Here is a 16,478-nt window from a genome sequence, read left to right as displayed (position 1 = left end):
TCAATGGAAAAGATCAAATGCGCCATCATCGGCTCGGGCAACATCGGCTCCGATTTGATGATCAAGATCATGCGCACCTCTGACGTCTTGGCGATGGGGGCCATGGTCGGCATCGACGCAAGCTCCGACGGTCTCGCCCGCGCCAAGCGTCTGGGCGTTGCGACCACGCATGAGGGGCTTGAGGGCCTGCGCGCCCTGCCGGAATACGACGATATTCGCATCGTGTTCGACGCGACCTCCGCAGGCGCCCACAAACGCCATTCCGAGGTTCTGATCGCCGACGGCAAACAGGTGATCGACCTGACGCCCGCCGCCATCGGTCCGTTTACGGTGCCCTCCGTCAACATCGACGCGCATCTGGCCGAAATGAACGTCAACATGGTGACCTGCGGCGGGCAGGCGACGATCCCGATGGTCGCCGCCGTCAACCGTGTCTCGAAAGTGCATTACGGCGAAATCGTCGCCTCGATTTCTTCGAAATCCGCAGGTCCCGGCACGCGGGCCAATATCGACGAGTTCACCGAAACCACCGCGCACGCCATCGAGGCCGTTGGCGGGGCAACCCGTGGCAAGGCGATCATCATCCTCAATCCGGCAGAGCCGCCGATGATCATGCGCGACACGGTCTATTGCCTCTGTGACACGGCGGACGAGGACGCGATCCGTGCCTCGATCCGCGAGATGGAGAAAGAGGTGCAAAGCTATGTGCCGGGCTATCGGCTCAAACAAGAGGTGCAGATCGAGCATGTCGGCAACAACGCGCCGCTGCACATCCCCGAGATGGGCGGCGACTTCACCGGGCTGAAGGTCACGGTGTTTTTGGAAGTCGAAGGGGCGGCGCATTACCTGCCGGCCTATGCGGGCAATCTCGACATCATGACCTCGGCAGCACTCCGCACCGCCGAACGCCTCGCCATCAAACGTAATTGGGTCAAGGAGGCCGCGTGACATGACCAAGATTTATATTCAGGACGTGACGCTCCGTGACGGCATGCACGCCGTGCGCCACCAATACGATCTGGGCCATGTGCGCGCGATTGCGCAGGCGCTGGACGAGGCGGGCGTGGATGCCATCGAGGTCGCGCATGGCGACGGCATCACCGGCTCGACCTTTAACTACGGGTTCGGCAAATGCACCGATGAGGCGTGGATTTCCGAAGCTGCGAAAGTGGTCAAACACGCCAAGCTCACGACGCTTCTGCTGCCCGGCATCGGCACCATCGAGGATCTGAAACGCGTCCGCGATCTGGGCGTGCAATCCGTGCGGGTCGCAACCCATTGCACCGAGGCCGATGTCGCAGCCCAGCACATCCGGGCGGCAAAAGAGATGGGCATGGATGTCTCGGGTTTCCTGATGATGTCGCATATGAACACGCCCGAAAAACTCGCCGAACAGGCGAAGATGATGGAAAGCTATGGCGCGGATTGCGTCTATTGCACCGATTCCGGCGGGCGTCTGACGATGAAGGACGTTTCTGCCCGGATCGAGGCCTATAAGGCGGCTTTGAACCCCGACACCGAGATCGGCGCGCATATGCACGAAAACCTGTCGCTCTCCGTGGCAAACTCCGTCACCGCCGTCGAGCATGGTGCCTACCGGGTCGATGCTTCGCTTGCGGGCATGGGGGCGGGTGCGGGCAACACGCCGCTGGAGGCTTTCGTGGCCGTCGCCGATCTCTATGGCTGGAGCCATGGCTGTGATCTGTTCAAACTTCAGGACGCCGCCGAAGACCTCGTACGCCCGATGCAGGACCGTCCGGTGCGGGTCGACCGCGAGACCATGACGCTGGGCTATGCCGGGGTCTATTCGAGCTTCCTGCGCCATGCCGAACGCGCTGCGGATATGTACGGGCTCGACACCCGTGCGATCCTCGTCGAGCTTGGCAAACGCAAGATGGTGGGCGGCCAGGAAGACATGATCGTCGACGTGGCGCTCGACATGATCAAAGCGAAAGAGACGGCGTAATGTCGGACCTAAGCCTGATCCTTCGGCAGACCCGCAGTCATCGCGAGCGCCTTCTCAAGGAACTCTTCCTGACTCATCGGGTCGAGGGAGCTGTGCAGGATGGAATCCCCCATGATCAGGCAATAAGCGAGGTAGGCGCGTTTGCGCGCCTCCTCGGGCGCATAGCCCATGTCGCGAAACAGTTTCGAAATGTAGTCGAAACGAATCTCGTCGACCTCGGCCACCGCCTTGCGAGGAATCTCCACCCGTCGCGCCCAGTCCCGGATCGAGGTCTCGATCTGGGCGAAGGCGGGCGAGTTCTTGCGCCGGGGCAGGGAGAACAGGCTGGTGAGACGGGCACGCGGATCGTCGCCCGCGATGGAGATCGAGCGGATGACGTTGAGAGTCATCTTCTTGCGCCAGTGGCTCAGCATCGCGCCGAGCAATTCGCTTCGGGTCTTGAAATGCCAGTAAAAACTGCCTTTCGTGACCCCGAGCCTGTCGCAGAGCGTGTCGATCTTGATGCCGCGGACATTCTCGTTGACCAGAATTTGAAGCGCCTCCTGGACCCAATCCTGCTCGTTCAGCGGACTGCCCTTGTGGCGGCCCGTCGGGCGGCGTTTCGTCTGGGTTTTGGCACTTTGAGACACTGATCTCTCCTTTCACTTGAACAATACCTTAGAGCACTGAATGGCCGATATGAAGAGGGACAAATCCATGGAAACCGTTGTGATCGTCGGTGCCGGGCAGGCGGGGGCGGCTTTGGCCGTGTCCCTGCGCGAATTTGGTTTTGCGGGGGCAATCGAGATCCTCGGCAACGAGGCCCATCCGCCCTATGAACGCCCCGAACTGTCGAAGGGGTATGTGACCGAAACCGTGGGCTTCGACGCGCTGGTGGCGCTCGATCCCGAGAAAGCCAAAGAGCTCGACATTTCGCTCAGGCTGTCCTGCGATGTGCTGGAGATCGACCGGGTGGGCAGCCGTGTGCGTACGGCGGCGGGCTGGATCGGTTATGACCATCTCATCCTCGCCACCGGCGGTCAGGCGCGTCGCCTGCCTCTGCCGGAGGCGCTGGCGCAGAAGGCCTTTGCCATCCGTACGCGCGACGATGCCGATGCGATCCGGGCGCGTCTGACGGACGCCGCCTCCGTGGTGGTGATCGGCGGTGGCTGGCTTGGCACCGAGGCGGCGGTGACGGCGCGGTCTTTCGGTGCAAAGGTCGATCTGATCGAAACCGCGCCGCGGCTTTGTGCCCGTGTGGCTCCGGTCTGGTTGTCGGAACGGCTCGTGGAGATTCAGACGGAGGCGGGGGTCACTCTGCATCTCGGTGAGGTGCCGAGCTTCGGGGAAGACGGCAGCATCCAGATCGGTGAGACCCGGTTGATGCCCGATCTGGTGATCGAAGCCATCGGTATGACGGCGCATGACCGTCTGGCCCGTGAGGCCGGGCTTGAATGCGCCGATGGGATCGTTGTGGACGCGCAGAACCAGACCGGCGATCCGAAGATTTACGCCATCGGCGATTGCGCACGCGGTGTCGACGGCATGCGGCGCGAGAGCTGGCAATATGCCAACCAGTCGGCCCAGAATGTGGCGGCTCAGCTCACATCGCAGCCGCGCCAGAAACCCGAACCGCGCTGGTTCTGGAGTGTGCAGGGCAAATCGCGGGTGCAGATGCTGGGGGATTGCCCCGAAGGCGCGACCCAGTTCCTGCGCCGTGCGGGGAAGGGGGAGAGCTGTCTGTTCCTGTCGGGAGCGACCCTTGTCGGCTGCATCGCCATCGACAATCCCCGCGACATTGCCGAGGCGCGCAAAGTCATGAGCTCGCGGCAATCGCTCGATCTCGACCTGATCAGCGATCCGAAAATCCCGTTGTCGAAAGCGCTGGTCGATGCGCGGGAGGTTCTGGCGAATTATCAGACCTGAGGCGTGGGCCGCCTCGGCACGGGCTTACAGCCGGGCAAAGCGGTAGGGCGAGGGGTCGACACAGGGCACCTCCCCGGTCGCCAGTTCCGCTGCAAGCTGCCCGGCGGCGGGGCCCGTGCCGAAGCCATGCCCCGACATGCTGGTGGCAATCGTGAGGCCCGGAACAGTGGCGATCCGATCTATGACCGGATTGTTGTCCGGCGTGATGTCCATGGTCCCGGCCCAGCTTTCCGCGATCTCGGCCTGCTCGAAAGCGGGCCAGGCCTTGCGGATATTGTTCAAAGCCTCAGCGTTGATCTTGTCACTGGCGGGCGGGTCCATCACACGGGCGCGCTCGAAAGGCGAGACGGAGCTGCTTTTCCAGCGGCGGGGCAATTTCAGGTCGTCGATCAGCGGCTTTCCCAGAATGGGTCGGATCATGCCCGCCGTGTGTTTCAGTGTGGACAGATATTTCATTCCGATCAGCGCGTGATCCAATACGAAGGGCGACCCAAGTGCGGCGCGGTGCGTGATGACATAGCCGCCGCTTGCATGCTTGCGGAACGAGAAGTCCGGGCCGCCCACGGCGATCTCCGTCGGGCCGTCAAAGGCAGTGGTGCGAAACGCGTAGCAAATGAGCGGCAGGACGGGCAGGGCGATCCCCATGTTGCCCAAGAAACGCCGCGACCACAGACCGCCCGCCAGAATGACCTGATCGCAGGCGATCTCGCCGCGCTCTGTGATCACGCTGCTGACGCACCCGGCTTTGGTCTCGATTGTGCGCACGGCGCAATTCTCGAAGATGGTGACGCCCTTGCCCTGCGCCGCCTTGGCAATCGCGGAGCTGGCCCGTGTCGGCTCGGCATAACCGTCAGACGGTGTATAGACCCCACCTTTCCACGTCGCCGTGCCGCCCGGTACCATGCGGTCGATCTCGGAGGAACTGAGCAAACGGCTGTCGAGGTCGAGCCCCTGCACGCTCTCATACCAGCCCCGGTACAGCTCCATCTCCTTGTCGGAGCCCGCGACGAACATGATGCCGTTTTGTCGGTAGCCGACATCCTGCCCCGTGCGTTGCGGCATCTCGGCCCAAAGTCTATCCGCCTGTTGCGCCAAGGGAATGTCGGCGGCAGCGCGGGAGGTTTTCCGCACCCATCCGAGATTGCGCGAGGACTGCTCCGCCGCGATGCGCCCCTTTTCCAGCACCACCGCCGGAATGCCGCGTTCGGCCAGTGTCAGGGCCGCAGACAGCCCGACGATACCGCCGCCGATGATGGCCACGGTCGTCTGTTTCGGCAGGGTGTCGGAGGTGGTGATGGGGGTGATCTTGGGGGCCATATCTGGGGTCCTTAGGCGGTCAGAGCGTGAGGGTGATACGGGTCTGATCGGCGGCCCCCGCGCCTTTATAGGCGGTGACTTCGATCTCGACCTTGTACTGGGCAGAACCCAGAGGCGGATTCGTCACGTTGGTCGTCGGATCGACGCCGCAGAATTTTTCGCCGAAAAGCCCCATCACGGCGGGGGTATCCGCCGGGTCCTGAATGAACACACGAGTGGAAATGACATCTGCAAGACCCGCATCTACGGCGTTCAACGCACGGGTGATATTGGCGAACACCTGTTCGGTTTGTTCGAGAACGCCCTCGGGGATTTCCTTGGTCTCCGGGTTGCGTCCGGCGGTGTTCGACACGAAAATCCAGTTGTCCACCATGACGATGCGGGAATAGCTGCTGATCTCTTCGAGTTTCGTGTCGGTTTTGACTTTGGTGATTTGGGTCATGTGTGATCCTGAAAAAAGGGCGGAGGACGAAGGGCGTGTCCTCCGCAAGGAAAAGCTCAGCGCAGGACGGGTTCGTCCCAAAGATTGAGTTTCGTGCCGATGCCTTTCGCAAGCGCGTTGCGATAAATCACCGTGCCCCAGGCCACGTCCTCGACCGGCATGCCCCCGACGGAGAGGATGATGATTTCGTCTTCGCTTTGCCGCCCTGGGGTCGCGCCCGCGCAAATGTCGCCGAGGTCTTCGAGAGTGTCTTTGTCCATCGTGCCCTCATGGATCATGTCGAGGAACTTCACTCCGATCACCGGCACATGAACATGGGCGGGTTTGGGCAGTTCTTCGAACCACGCCTCGTAAAGCCCGATGTTGTCGCAGACCTTGCGCACGTCCGGGGCCTGCATCCCCTCGTCGATGTCGCAGGAGGCGGGCATCGCGAGAAAGGCGCCGGGTTTGACCCAGTCGCGTTTCACCATCGGATATTTCGACACATCGCCGGTCTCGCCCGAAGCGCAATAGGTCACGATGTCGGAGCCGCGCACCAGGGTTTCGAGGTCGCTGACGATCTCGATCGTGGCGATCTGCGGATAGGTTTCTTTCACCCAGTCGACAAAGCGGTCGATGGACCCCTGACTGCGGCCCAGAAGTTTCAGCGTGTCGAGTTTGGGACAGGTCGCCATGAAAGCCGCGAGCGAGGTTTTGCCCATGACGCCGGGGCCTTGAACCGCGACCACCTTGCTGTCCTTGCGCGCCAGATGACGCGCGCCGACGCCGGGCACCGCCCCGGTGCGATAGGCGGACAGGAGGTTCGCGGACATATAGGCCAGAGGCGCGGCCGTGTCGGCATCGTTGAGCGTGAACATCAGGATCGAACGGGGCAGCCCTTTGTCGCGGTTGGCAATGTTCGAACCGTACCATTTGACGCCCGCGGTGCAATATTGCCCCCCCAGATAGGCCGGCATCGCCATGAAGCGACGGTCGGCGGTCGGTTTCGGCATGGTCGGAAAAGGCGAGTTCTCCGGGAACATCACCATCGCGCCGTGGCTGTCGTTATTCGCCCCGGCCATCCGGTAATCGCCGGAATGCAGCAGCTTGAACATGTCTTCCATCGTATTGACGCAGGCCGCCATGTCGGTGACGCCGGCTTTGATCATGTCTTGTTCGTTGAGGTAGATGAAATCGATTTTGGGCAAGTCGGTCATCGTCGGTCCTTTTCGCAATACGGTCTTTCCTCTGAGTAACGGAGGAAAGCGCCCGAAAGCCCATTGCAGGACGTGCCAATTTTTCGATATTTTACGCCATATCGGCGCGCGTTGCGTTGCCTTTGCGCGCAAATTCCGGGCAGATGCCCCCGGCAGTCCCGCCAGAAACCGAGCTGAGCCCGACCTGAACCCGGCCTAGAACCGATAGCCCTTGCCAGAGCGCACTTCACGTGGCGTGAGCTTGGACCAGCGCTTGTGCGCGCGCCAGAAGGCGGTGCCGTCGGCATAGCCGAGGGCTGCGGCGACCTCGCCCACGGGGATGTCGCCATCCGACAAAAGCGTGGTCGCCCGGTCGCGGCGAATGTCGTCCACGAGATCGCGCAGGCTGGTGCCTTCCTCCGACAATTTGCGCTGCAAATTGCGTGGCGACAGACCCAAAGTCTCGGCCACGCGCTCGACGGAAATCGGGCGCAGACCGAGAGAAGAGGTGACGATCGCGCGCACGGCATCGGTCAAAGTGCTCTCATGCGGGGTGGCTTCGATCAGATCGCCGATATGCCGCTCCAGCATGCTGACGAGGGCGGTGTCTTCGACGCGGTACAGCTCCATCAGCGGTGCGCGCTCCATCACCAGCCGGTTCGTGGCCTGACCGTAAAGGATCGGACAACGAAAAAAATGCCGTAAAAACATGTCGCTATCGGGTTGTTCATGTTCGAAATGCACCTGCTGCGGCGACCAGCGGCGCAGGAAATTGTCGCGGATCACCTGCACGGTCGAGACCAGCGAAAACTCCGCGTCCTGACGGCGGGGCCAGATGCGGGCGTCTTCGATCTGATAGGACATGACCATGTCTTCACCATTGAGAAGAAAGGTCATTTCCGTGCCGCTTTGCAGGGCGGCGGCGGATTTTGCAATCCGATCAATCCCGACATGGATCGAACGCGACAAAGACAAAAGAATGCCCATCGGGCCGAGATCGCCTGCCCGGATGTCCATCCCGATATGCGCGCCGATATGCGGATCGCCCGACAGTTCGGCGGCGCTCTCGAAGAAGCTGACATATTCGTTCATCGACAGGTGCGCATAGGGATCTTTCAACATATCAAGGCTGATCCCGTGTTTCGACAGAAGCGGTTTCGTCGCCACGCCGCGCGCCATCAGCCGGTCGAGCACCGAGGCCAGAAGTGTGCTGCGGATCGCCGCATAGCCATGCGTTTGGCGCGCCATGTGATTATTTTTCCGTCCGTTTGCGAAATGATGTCGCGTAAATTATCGGAAATATGGCACAAAATGCAATGGCGGATTGTCGGTCTCCTGCCATGCTGATGTCATGCCAGCCAACGGGTCCAATCCGGGCAAAACCCGGTCTGACTTGCGTCGGACTTTTGTCGGACTTCCGTCGGACCCCAAAACACCGATGCCAAAGATGGCCCACAGACACAGCACCATGGCGCAGACAGGAGAGACCTTGATGAAAACGCTTCTGAAATCCGGCACGATTGCCGCTCTGGCGGCTCTGCCCGTCGCGGCCGCCGCCGAGTATCCCGAAAAACCCGTCGAATTCGTCGTGCCCTTCCCGCCGGGCGATCTCGAAGACATTCTGACCCGGATGATCGCCGACGAATTCCAGGCGACCTACGGCGTGCCCGCCGCCGTGGTGAACAAGCCGGGCGGTGGCGGCGGCCCGTTCCCGGGCGCGGTCGAGGTGGCCATGGCCCCGGCAGACGGGTACACGGTCGGCTCCTTTGTGGTCGACGTGCCGCTGGTGGGGCCGCATCTCGGCATCCCGCCGCTCGAAGGCACACCGTTCGAGCCGGTCGGTATTTTCGTGACCTATCCGTTCGTGATCGCGACCAAGGGCGATGCGCCCTATCACACGCTGGAAGAGCTGGCGGCTTACGCCAAGGAAAACGACGTGACGCTGGGCCATTTCGGCGACGTGACCACGCCCGCGCGGCATACCTTTGCCATCGCCAAAACGCTCGGTTTCGAGTTCTCCTCGAACGCGGCTTTCGATGCGCTCGATTGCAACACGCTGGCCTCGGGCGATGCGGATGTGATCAACACCACGCTGCAACTGGTGATGCCCTGCAAGGACGAGCTGACCTTCCTCGCCTCGGTGACCGAAGATCGCATTTCGATCCTGCCGGACACGCCGACCGTGGGGGAAGTGCTGCCGGAGCTGGACCTGTCGACATGGAACGGGCTGTTCCTCAAGACCGGCACGCCGGATGAGGTGCGCGAGAAAATCGCCGCCGTGGCCGAGAAGGTCGTGACCTCGGACGCCGCCAAAGAGCTTGCGGCGCAAACCGGGGCGCTGATCTATTGGAAAGACGCTGCCGCATCTGAGGCACAGATGGAAGCGGATGTCGAAACCATGGGCCGCATCAGCGCTGCCATCGACTAAACACAAAAGAAACAAGGGGCTGGCCTTGTGGACAGCCCCCGACAAGGAGGCCGGATATGGCACGACTCGCATCGCTTACAGCCCATTTGCGGCGTGAAAGACGCCCCGGCGATCTGGTCTTCGCGCTGGCGTTCATGGCCTTTGCGCTGGCCACTCTGATTGTAATGCCGCGCCAGACCACATGGGTGCCGAACACGGTGCTTTTCGCGCAACCGGCCTTCTGGCCCGGGGTCGGCGTGATCATGATGGTCGGTTTCGGCGCGGTGCATCTTTTGAGTTCCGTGGTCTCGACCCGACAGGAGGGACGCGGGGCGGAACTGCTCTATTGGCTGCGCTCGCTCGAATTCGTGGCGTGGTTTCTCTGTTATGTCTGGCTTGTGCCGGTGATCGGCTATCTGCCCGCCACCATGCTCTTTGCGGTGCTCTTGGTGCTGCGGCTGGGCTACCGCGCGCCGTGGAGCTTTTTCTGGGCTGCGGCGTTCGGTTTTGCCGTGGTCGCGGTGTTCAAGGCCGGGCTTCAGGTCAAGGTGCCCGCAGGCGCGCTCTATGGCTATCTGCCCGACAGCATCCGCACCTTCATGATGGTCAATTTCTAAGGATTTCGCCGATGGACACGCTTCTTTCCGGCCTGCACATGCTGATGAGCCTCGATGTGCTCGTGGCGCTTTTGATCGGATCGATCGGCGGCGTGATCATCGGCGCCATTCCGGGCGTCGGGCCTGCCGTGGCGATCGCGATCCTTCTGCCCGCGACCTTTGCCATGCCGCCTCTGGTGGGGTTGGTGATGCTTTTGGGCATCTACGGCTCGTCGATGTTCGGCGGCTCGCTTCCGGCGGTGTTGATCAACACGCCGGGGACGGCGGTCAATGCGCTGACGACCTATGATGGCTATCCGATGACCCAGCGCGGCGAGGCGACGAAGGCGCTGGGGCTGGCCTATGGCGCATCGTTTTTCAGCGGCATCCTGTCGATTTTGGCGCTGATCGTGTTGTCGCCGGTGCTGGCGAAGATCGCGCCGATGTTCGGGGCGCGGGAGATTTTCCTTGCGGCGCTTTTGGGCATCGTTCTGGTGATCGTCGCGCACCGGGGGCAGGTGGCGGCGGCGGGGATGATGGCCGGGTTCGGCATCCTGTTGCAATCCGTCGGCATGGAGCCGGTGAAATACACCATGCGCTTCACCTTTGGGCAGGGCTGGCTGACCTCCGGGCTGGATCTCATTGTCGTAGTGTTGGGGCTGTTTGCGATTTCGCAGGCGCTGAGCCTTCTGGTCGACAAGGAGAGCGCCCCGGATGCGGCACCGATCAAGGGCGACATGGGCAAGGAGATGCTGGGGGTCCTGAAGCACAAGAAGATCGCCGCGAGCGGGTCGTTTTTCGGTGTGCTGATGGGGATGATCCCGGGGGTGGGCGAGTTCACGGCGCAGTTCATGAGCTATACGTTTGCGCAGAAACGCTCGCGCCATCCCGAGCTGTTTGGCAAGGGATCGGAAGAGGGGCTTGTCGCCTCGGAGAGCGCCAACAACGCCGTGCCCGCCGCCGCGATGATCCCGCTTTTGGCGCTGGGCATTCCGGGCGAGGCGCTGACCGCGATGATGCTGTCGGTGTTCTATGTGCACAATGTGGTGCCGGGGCCGGCGCTGTTTCAGGGGCAGATGGATTTCATCTACGCGCTTTATATCGCGCTTTTGATCCTCAATGTGATCGTGATCCTGTTCATGCTGGTGTCGTCGAACTGGCTGATCCGGCTGATCCGCATTCCGACGCGATTTCTGGGGATGATGGTGCTGACTTTGAGTTTCGTGGGGGTCTATAGCCTGCGCAATTCGGTGGTGGATTGTGCCATCGCCTCGGTGTTCGGGGTGCTGAGGCTGGTGCTCAAGCGGCTGAACCTGCCGACCGTGCCGATCATTCTGGGCATGGTGCTGGGCGGCATCATGGAGGTCAAGCTGCGCGCGGCGATGGCGCGTGTCGACAGCCCGCTCGATTTCGTCAACCGACCGATTGCGGCGCTTTTGGCGCTGGCGATTGTCGGCGTGCTGGTGTCGCACATCGTGTCGGAGCTGCGCGCCAGACGGGCGTGAGGCTCAGCCGCGGAGGATCTTGCCGAGCATGTCGGTCTTCCAGAGATACTGATGTGCGATCCCCAGCGAGACGTGGATCGGGATCAACACCCAGAACAGCGGCTGGATCACACTTGTGTGCAGCGTGAGCGCGAAGGGCAGATGGGCGTAATGCGTCAGAAGGCCGGTGAGCGGCATGGCGAAGAAGAACAGGTAGAAAATCCACTGCCCGGTGCGGGCGAAAACGCGGAAGAACCACGGCGCGCCCAGAGGTTCGGGTGGTACGCCGAAGCCCAGACGCAGGAACAGGCGCAGCACCGCGAGCAGCAGCACGGCCAGACCGATGGCGATGTGCACGGAGATCGGGCGTTCGAGCCCGGGAATGAACAGGTGCCACATCTTTTGCGGAAACAGCAGGTTCAGAAGGATCAGCCCCACCATCGTCCAATGCAGGAGGCGCTGGGGCAGGGAGAAGGTGTCGGGAAGGTCGCGCATGTCTTTGCCGGTTCGAATCTTTGGTCTTGAAAGATATATCTTTAAAGTATGTTTTGCGATTTGATGTGGCGCAAACCGGGACGCGAAGCGGGCGTGATCGCGCCAGATGTGAACTGGACGGGGACGGGCACGCCGAGGACGGAATCGCCTTGCACGATGGGCTTTGACCGCCTAGAAGGGCGACTGATTTACACGGTCGCCTTTGTTGCGGCCCGACTGGACGTACAAGACGTAAGAAGGACGCCAAGATGCAGGTCACCGAGACCCTGAACGAAGGTCTGAAGCGCGGCTATCAGATCACCATCACCGCCGCCGAGCTGGACGACAAAGTCAATGCCAAGCTCAAGGAAGCCCAACCGGAAGTCGAAATGAAAGGCTTCCGCAAAGGCAAGGTGCCGCTGGCGCTGCTGAAAAAGCAATTCGGCCCGCGCGTTCTCGGCGAAGCCATGCAGGAAACCGTCGATGCGGCGATGAACGACCATTTCGAAGCCTCTGGCGACAAACCGGCGATGCAGCCGAACGTCACCATGGACGGCGGCGAAGAGTGGAAAGAGGGCGACGACGTCGTGGTCACCATGACCTACGAAGCCCTGCCGCAGATCCCGGAAGCCGATCTGTCCACCGTGACGCTCGAGAAGCTCGTGGTGAAAGCCTCCGCCGAGGAAATCGAAGACGCGCTGAAAAACCTCGCGGCCACCGCGCAGAACTTTGAAGACAAAGACGGCGCTGCTGCCGATGGCGATCAGGTCGTGATCGACTTCAAAGGTTTCGTCGATGGCGAAGCCTTCGAAGGCGGCGAAGCGGAAGACTACCCGCTGGTTCTGGGCTCCGGCTCCTTCATCCCGGGCTTCGAAGATCAGCTCGTCGGCACCAAAGCCGGTGATGCGAAAAACGTCGAAGTGAAATTCCCGGAAGAGTACGGCGCCGCCAACCTCGCCGGCAAAGACGCCACCTTCGAGTGCACCGTCAAAGCCGTGAAAACCCCGGTTGCCGCCGAGATCGACGACGAGCTGGCGAAGAAATTCGGTGTCGAGGATCTCGTCACGCTGAAAAACCAGATCACCGAGCGTCTCGAAGCCGAATATGCCGGTGCCGCCCGCGCGATCATGAAACGTGGCCTTCTCGACCAGCTCGACACGAAAGTGTCCTTCGAGCTGCCGCCGAGCCTCGTGGAAGCCGAAGCCAACCAGATCGCTCACCAGCTCTGGCACGAGGAAAACCCGGACGTGCACGGCCACGATCACCCGCAGATCGAGACCACCGAAGAGCACACCAAACTGGCCGAACGTCGCGTGCGCCTTGGTCTTCTGCTGGCTGACATCGGTCAGAAGCAAGAGATTCAGATCACCGACGCCGAGTTCACTCAGGCCGTGCTGACCCAAGCGCGTCAATACCCGGGTCAGGAGCGTCAGTTCTTTGAATTCGTTCAGCAAAACCCGCAGATGCGTCAGCAGATCCAGGCCCCGCTGTTCGAGGACAAAGTGGTCGATTACATCGCCGAGAACGCCCAAGTGACGGAAAAAGAGGTCTCGAAAGAGGATCTCGAAAAAGCCGTCGAAGCGCTCGACGAAGAATAAGATAAGCCCGAACAGGGCATCTCGCATCAAGCGAGGGACAGAGGGCCGCTTCCGTGAGGAGGCGGCCTTTTTCGTGGGCTTGCTTGACGTAAGGTAATTTCCCTTTGTGTGCAGAGGGTTAGGGGTGTCTTCGGCCGAAATTCCCCCTTTTTCTGTCGCGCGCAACTGTTACTCCAAATCAGGTTGAACAGGAGATGTTTGCGATGATTAAGAAAATTTTGGCGGAAGGCATTGGCACCTTCTGGCTGGTCTTCGGTGGGTGCGGCAGTGCGATTTATGCCGCCGGTGTGCCGGATGTGGGCATCGGCTATGCCGGTGTGGCCTTGGCCTTCGGCTTGACCGTGCTCACCATGGCCTATGCGGTCGGACATATTTCCGGTGGGCATTTCAACCCGGCGGTGACGCTGGGGCTGGTCGTTGCGGGCCGTCACCCGGCGGCTGAACTGCCGGTCTACTGGATTGCGCAAGTCGTGGGAGCGATCCTGGCGGGCGCTGCACTCTATGTCATCGCCTCCGGCATGACCGGGTTCGCGGGCACGGGCGGTTTCGCCTCCAACGGCTACGGTGAACTGTCGCCGCAGGGCTATTCGATGGTGGCGGCGCTGGTGATCGAGATCATCCTGACGGCAGGGTTCCTCTTCATCATCCTCGGGGCGACGTCGAAAGGCGCTCCGGCGGGGTTCGCGCCGATCGCCATCGGTCTCGGCCTGACGCTGATCCACCTGATTTCGATCCCGGTGACCAACACTTCGGTGAACCCGGCGCGCTCGACGGGTGTGGCGCTGTTTGCGGAGACGGCGGCGCTGGGCCAGCTCTGGCTGTTCTGGGTCGCACCGCTCGTGGGGGCGGTGATCGGCGGGGTGCTCTGGAAGCTGGTGTCGACGACCGAGGAGTGATCCTCAAAGCCGCTTTGGGCAAGAAAGGCCGCTTCCGGGAGGAGGCGGCCTTTTTATTGGGTGTTGTCTGGATAAAGAAAAGGGGGCTCTGCCCCCTCGCTTCGCTCACCCCCGGGATATTTCCGGACAAAAGAAGCGCTTAGCTGCGCAGGCCGGTCTCGTAGAGCAGGCCTTGTTTCTTGGCCTCGTAGTAATAGCCGCGGGCGTACCAGCCCATGGCGCTGTCGATGTCGCCGCCGGAGACGAGATAGGCGCCACGCAGGTATTTGCCCGCGTATTTCAGGTTCACATCGGCGTTCAGAAGGTCTTTCGGCTCGCCCTGAAAGCCCATGGTGCGGGCGGTTTGCGGCAGGATTTGCAGCAGGCCGTAATAGGGTCCGTTGCGCGCGGCGGGGTTGTGGGTGCTTTCACGCACCGCCTGACGATGCACCAGCTCGCGCGGGATTTCGTAATGATCGGCCCATTTGTTGATCTGCGCGCGCAATTGCGGCGTCTCGTTGGGATAGAGCGGGGGGTTAAATCCGACGGCACGGGAAACTTCGGCCTTATTGCCACAGGCGGCGAGGGCGAGGGCGGACAAGAGAAAGGTCCGGCGGGCGACTGCTGTCATTCTTGAGCTCTAGGAAATTTCAACTCGTTCCAGTGACCATGTTTTGCGGCCTCTGCCAAGCGTGGCGAAGGCGGATCGGCGAAACCCTGCTCACGCAGGCTCTGGAACATAGAAAAAGCCCCGCCGAAGGGGCGGGGCTTTCAATGTCGTGAGGGAGCAGAAGATTACTCTTCTTCGGCCTCGGCAGCCGGAGCGGCGAAATCGTCGTCGTCGGAGGCGGCGCCACCGATGTCGTCGAAGAGTTCCGCGATCTCGAATTCGGCCTGAGCTTCGGCTTCGGCGGCAAGTTCCTGAATGGATTTGCCAGCGGATTGCAGTTCGGCTTCTTCCAGGGAGCGGGCAACGTTCAGGATGATCGTTGCGTCGACTTCCGGGTGCAGCAGGACGTGCACTTCGTGCAGGCCGAGCTCTTTGATCGGGGCTTTCAGGACGACCTGTTTGCGGTCGACGGAGAAGCCACCGGCGGTTGCGGCCTCGGCGGCGTCACGGGGGGTGACGGAGCCGTAGAGCGCACCGGAATCGGATGCGGAGCGAATCACGACGAATTTCTCGCCGTTGAGTTTCTCAGCAGCCGCTTCGGCTTCTTTTTTGGTTTCGAGGTTGCGGGCTTCGAGCTGAGCTTTCTGAGCTTCGAAAGCTTTGATGTTCGCTTCAGAGGCGCGCATCGCTTTTTCCTGCGGCAGCAGGAAGTTGCGGGCGTAGCCGTCTTTGACGGACACGACATCGCCCATCTGGCCGAGTTTGGCCACGCGTTCGAGAAGGATAACTTGCATGTGCTTACTCCTTACTTCACGGCGTAGGGCAGCAGGGCGAGGAAGCGGGCACGTTTGATGGCGCGAGCCAGTTCACGTTGTTTCTTCGCGGAAACTGCGGTGATGCGGGACGGGACGATCTTGCCGCGCTCGGAGATGTAGCGCTGGAGCGTGCGAGTGTCCTTGTAGTCGATGGCGGGCGCGTTCTCGCCGGAGAACGGGCAGACTTTGCGACGACGGAAAAACGGTTTAGTGGCCATGGGTTAGGTCCTTTCCAAACAAGATTACTGACGACGCGGACGACGCTCTTCGCGGTCGTCACGTTTCTGCATCTGGACGGAGGGGCCTTCCTCATGAGCGTCGACCTTGATGGTCAGGACGCGCATCACGTCGTCGTGCAGACGCATCAGGCGTTCCATTTCCTGAACGGCATCCGACGGGGCGTCGGTGCGCAGGAAGGCGTAGTGGCCCTTGCGGTTCTTGTTGATCTTGTAGGCCATCGTTTTGACGCCCCAGTATTCGGATTCGACGACTTTACCGCCGTTGTCCGAAAGGACGGTGCCAAAATGTTCGATGAGACCTTCGGCCTGCGCGTTGGACAGATCCTGACGCGAGATGAAGACATGCTCGTAAAGCGGCATGGAGACTCCAGTTCATTTCAAGCGCATTTCATAGGGCGGGCATTTGGCCTTTTCGCGGCCCGTCCACGAGAGACTGCGCGGTTCATACGTGTCTTGCGAAAAGGATGCGCCTTTATACGCATCCCGCGCTTTGGCGCAAGGGCGAATTCCCGATGGTTCGCGGCGATATTTTGCAGCGTGTTTCCGGGGGGGGCGGGCTTGTGAGACTGGTTGCA

At 61.4% G+C, this 16,478-nt stretch carries 18 protein-coding genes; 8 read left to right on the top strand and 10 right to left on the bottom strand.

The features are described 5' to 3' along the window. Window positions 1–3 precede the first annotated feature (3 nt). Window positions 4–948, top strand: a complete 945-nt coding sequence (locus tag V1475_RS16825) for an acetaldehyde dehydrogenase (acetylating) (RefSeq protein ID WP_434286723.1) — start codon at window positions 4–6, stop codon at window positions 946–948. A gap of 1 nt (window position 949) precedes the next feature. Next, window positions 950–1,966 (top strand): 4-hydroxy-2-oxovalerate aldolase, encoded by a 1,017-nt coding sequence (gene dmpG, locus V1475_RS16820; protein WP_479413674.1) that lies wholly within the window; start codon window positions 950–952, stop codon window positions 1,964–1,966. Between the two features lie 8 nt (window positions 1,967–1,974). Here dmpG and V1475_RS16815 read toward each other — a convergent pair whose 3' ends face one another. Beyond that, window positions 1,975–2,595 carry a TetR/AcrR family transcriptional regulator gene (locus V1475_RS16815; RefSeq protein WP_434286725.1) on the bottom strand — a complete coding sequence of 207 codons (621 nt, stop codon included), beginning with the start codon at window positions 2,593–2,595 and terminating at the stop codon, window positions 1,975–1,977. Window positions 2,596–2,635: 40 nt separating this feature from the next. On the opposite strand from V1475_RS16815, the gene V1475_RS16810 reads away from it, so the two are divergent. Then, window positions 2,636–3,871, top strand: a complete 1,236-nt coding sequence (locus V1475_RS16810) for an NAD(P)/FAD-dependent oxidoreductase (protein WP_479413673.1) — start codon at window positions 2,636–2,638, stop codon at window positions 3,869–3,871. Window positions 3,872–3,895: 24 nt separating this feature from the next. Here the strand turns inward: V1475_RS16810 and V1475_RS16805 are convergent, their stop codons facing one another. The 4 genes from V1475_RS16805 to V1475_RS16790 all read right to left on the bottom strand — a co-directional run bounded on the left by V1475_RS16805 (window position 3,896) and on the right by V1475_RS16790 (window position 8,053). Then, the gene (locus V1475_RS16805; protein WP_479413672.1) at window positions 3,896–5,188 is read right to left on the bottom strand and encodes an NAD(P)/FAD-dependent oxidoreductase; all 1,293 of its coding nucleotides are present in this window, start codon (window positions 5,186–5,188) and stop codon (window positions 3,896–3,898) included. A gap of 19 nt (window positions 5,189–5,207) precedes the next feature. Beyond that, entirely contained in the window at window positions 5,208–5,630 is a 423-nt protein-coding gene (locus tag V1475_RS16800; protein ID WP_479413671.1) for a Rid family hydrolase, read from the bottom strand. Window positions 5,631–5,686: 56 nt separating this feature from the next. Further along, window positions 5,687–6,826: a tyramine oxidase subunit B gene (locus V1475_RS16795; RefSeq protein WP_479413670.1), complete on the bottom strand. Its 1,140-nt coding sequence runs from the start codon at window positions 6,824–6,826 to the stop codon at window positions 5,687–5,689. A 195-nt stretch (window positions 6,827–7,021) separates the two neighbouring features. Next, window positions 7,022–8,053: an AraC family transcriptional regulator gene (locus tag V1475_RS16790; protein ID WP_479413669.1), complete on the bottom strand. Its 1,032-nt coding sequence runs from the start codon at window positions 8,051–8,053 to the stop codon at window positions 7,022–7,024. Window positions 8,054–8,297: 244 nt separating this feature from the next. On the opposite strand from V1475_RS16790, the gene V1475_RS16785 reads away from it, so the two are divergent. The 3 genes from V1475_RS16785 to V1475_RS16775 are packed head-to-tail and all read left to right on the top strand — an operon-like array spanning window position 8,298 to window position 11,313. Further along, a complete protein-coding gene (locus V1475_RS16785; RefSeq protein WP_434286732.1) occupies window positions 8,298–9,233 on the top strand; it encodes a tripartite tricarboxylate transporter substrate binding protein in 936 nt (311 codons plus the stop codon). 56 nt (window positions 9,234–9,289) lie between these two features. Continuing rightward, window positions 9,290–9,829 (top strand): tripartite tricarboxylate transporter TctB family protein, encoded by a 540-nt coding sequence (locus V1475_RS16780; protein ID WP_479413668.1) that lies wholly within the window; start codon window positions 9,290–9,292, stop codon window positions 9,827–9,829. A gap of 11 nt (window positions 9,830–9,840) precedes the next feature. Continuing rightward, window positions 9,841–11,313 (top strand): tripartite tricarboxylate transporter permease, encoded by a 1,473-nt coding sequence (locus V1475_RS16775; protein WP_479413667.1) that lies wholly within the window; start codon window positions 9,841–9,843, stop codon window positions 11,311–11,313. Window positions 11,314–11,316: 3 nt separating this feature from the next. On the opposite strand, the gene V1475_RS16770 is transcribed toward V1475_RS16775, so the two are convergent. After that, window positions 11,317–11,787, bottom strand: coding sequence for a cytochrome b (locus V1475_RS16770; RefSeq protein ID WP_479413666.1), 471 nt, complete (start codon window positions 11,785–11,787; stop codon window positions 11,317–11,319). A 248-nt stretch (window positions 11,788–12,035) separates the two neighbouring features. On the opposite strand from V1475_RS16770, the gene tig reads away from it, so the two are divergent. Together tig and aqpZ are read left to right on the top strand one after the other, a co-directional pair. Beyond that, window positions 12,036–13,364, top strand: a complete 1,329-nt coding sequence (tig, locus tag V1475_RS16765) for a trigger factor (protein ID WP_434286736.1) — start codon at window positions 12,036–12,038, stop codon at window positions 13,362–13,364. 203 nt (window positions 13,365–13,567) lie between these two features. Then, window positions 13,568–14,260 carry an aquaporin Z gene (gene aqpZ, locus V1475_RS16760; protein WP_434286737.1) on the top strand — a complete coding sequence of 231 codons (693 nt, stop codon included), beginning with the start codon at window positions 13,568–13,570 and terminating at the stop codon, window positions 14,258–14,260. 139 nt (window positions 14,261–14,399) lie between these two features. Here the strand turns inward: aqpZ and V1475_RS16755 are convergent, their stop codons facing one another. The 4 genes from V1475_RS16755 to rpsF all read right to left on the bottom strand — a co-directional run bounded on the left by V1475_RS16755 (window position 14,400) and on the right by rpsF (window position 16,263). Next, window positions 14,400–14,870, bottom strand: a complete 471-nt coding sequence (locus V1475_RS16755; protein ID WP_434286738.1) for a transglycosylase SLT domain-containing protein — start codon at window positions 14,868–14,870, stop codon at window positions 14,400–14,402. 164 nt (window positions 14,871–15,034) lie between these two features. Further along, window positions 15,035–15,643, bottom strand: coding sequence for a 50S ribosomal protein L9 (gene rplI, locus V1475_RS16750; RefSeq protein ID WP_479413665.1), 609 nt, complete (start codon window positions 15,641–15,643; stop codon window positions 15,035–15,037). Window positions 15,644–15,654: 11 nt separating this feature from the next. Further along, window positions 15,655–15,882 carry a 30S ribosomal protein S18 gene (rpsR, locus tag V1475_RS16745; RefSeq protein WP_434286740.1) on the bottom strand — a complete coding sequence of 76 codons (228 nt, stop codon included), beginning with the start codon at window positions 15,880–15,882 and terminating at the stop codon, window positions 15,655–15,657. A gap of 24 nt (window positions 15,883–15,906) precedes the next feature. Continuing rightward, window positions 15,907–16,263, bottom strand: a complete 357-nt coding sequence (rpsF, locus tag V1475_RS16740) for a 30S ribosomal protein S6 (protein ID WP_434286741.1) — start codon at window positions 16,261–16,263, stop codon at window positions 15,907–15,909. Between the last annotated feature and the right edge of the window lie 215 nt (window positions 16,264–16,478).

It is taken from the genome of Celeribacter sp. SCSIO 80838 (genome assembly GCF_056498065.1).
The sequence above is the reverse complement of the archived record's forward strand: the minus strand, read 5'-3'. Positions and strand labels throughout refer to the sequence as shown.

What these genes read in the sequence shown, in the direction of transcription:
- V1475_RS16825 (WP_434286723.1), top strand. Translation starts at nt 4, where the DNA reads ATGGAAAAGATCAAATGCGCCATCATCGGCTCGGGCAACATCGGCTCC.
- dmpG (WP_479413674.1), top strand. Translation starts at nt 950, where the DNA reads ATGACCAAGATTTATATTCAGGACGTGACGCTCCGTGACGGCATGCAC.
- V1475_RS16810 (WP_479413673.1), top strand. Translation starts at nt 2,636, where the DNA reads ATGGCCGATATGAAGAGGGACAAATCCATGGAAACCGTTGTGATCGTC.
- V1475_RS16805 (WP_479413672.1), bottom strand. Translation starts at nt 5,188, where the DNA reads ATGGCCCCCAAGATCACCCCCATCACCACCTCCGACACCCTGCCGAAA.
- V1475_RS16800 (WP_479413671.1), bottom strand. Translation starts at nt 5,630, where the DNA reads ATGACCCAAATCACCAAAGTCAAAACCGACACGAAACTCGAAGAGATC.
- V1475_RS16795 (WP_479413670.1), bottom strand. Translation starts at nt 6,826, where the DNA reads ATGACCGACTTGCCCAAAATCGATTTCATCTACCTCAACGAACAAGAC.
- V1475_RS16790 (WP_479413669.1), bottom strand. Translation starts at nt 8,053, where the DNA reads ATGGCGCGCCAAACGCATGGCTATGCGGCGATCCGCAGCACACTTCTG.
- V1475_RS16785 (WP_434286732.1), top strand. Translation starts at nt 8,298, where the DNA reads ATGAAAACGCTTCTGAAATCCGGCACGATTGCCGCTCTGGCGGCTCTG.
- V1475_RS16780 (WP_479413668.1), top strand. Translation starts at nt 9,290, where the DNA reads ATGGCACGACTCGCATCGCTTACAGCCCATTTGCGGCGTGAAAGACGC.
- V1475_RS16775 (WP_479413667.1), top strand. Translation starts at nt 9,841, where the DNA reads ATGGACACGCTTCTTTCCGGCCTGCACATGCTGATGAGCCTCGATGTG.
- V1475_RS16770 (WP_479413666.1), bottom strand. Translation starts at nt 11,787, where the DNA reads ATGCGCGACCTTCCCGACACCTTCTCCCTGCCCCAGCGCCTCCTGCAT.
- tig (WP_434286736.1), top strand. Translation starts at nt 12,036, where the DNA reads ATGCAGGTCACCGAGACCCTGAACGAAGGTCTGAAGCGCGGCTATCAG.
- aqpZ (WP_434286737.1), top strand. Translation starts at nt 13,568, where the DNA reads ATGATTAAGAAAATTTTGGCGGAAGGCATTGGCACCTTCTGGCTGGTC.
- V1475_RS16755 (WP_434286738.1), bottom strand. Translation starts at nt 14,870, where the DNA reads ATGACAGCAGTCGCCCGCCGGACCTTTCTCTTGTCCGCCCTCGCCCTC.
- rplI (WP_479413665.1), bottom strand. Translation starts at nt 15,643, where the DNA reads ATGCAAGTTATCCTTCTCGAACGCGTGGCCAAACTCGGCCAGATGGGC.
- rpsR (WP_434286740.1), bottom strand. Translation starts at nt 15,882, where the DNA reads ATGGCCACTAAACCGTTTTTCCGTCGTCGCAAAGTCTGCCCGTTCTCC.
- rpsF (WP_434286741.1), bottom strand. Translation starts at nt 16,263, where the DNA reads ATGCCGCTTTACGAGCATGTCTTCATCTCGCGTCAGGATCTGTCCAAC.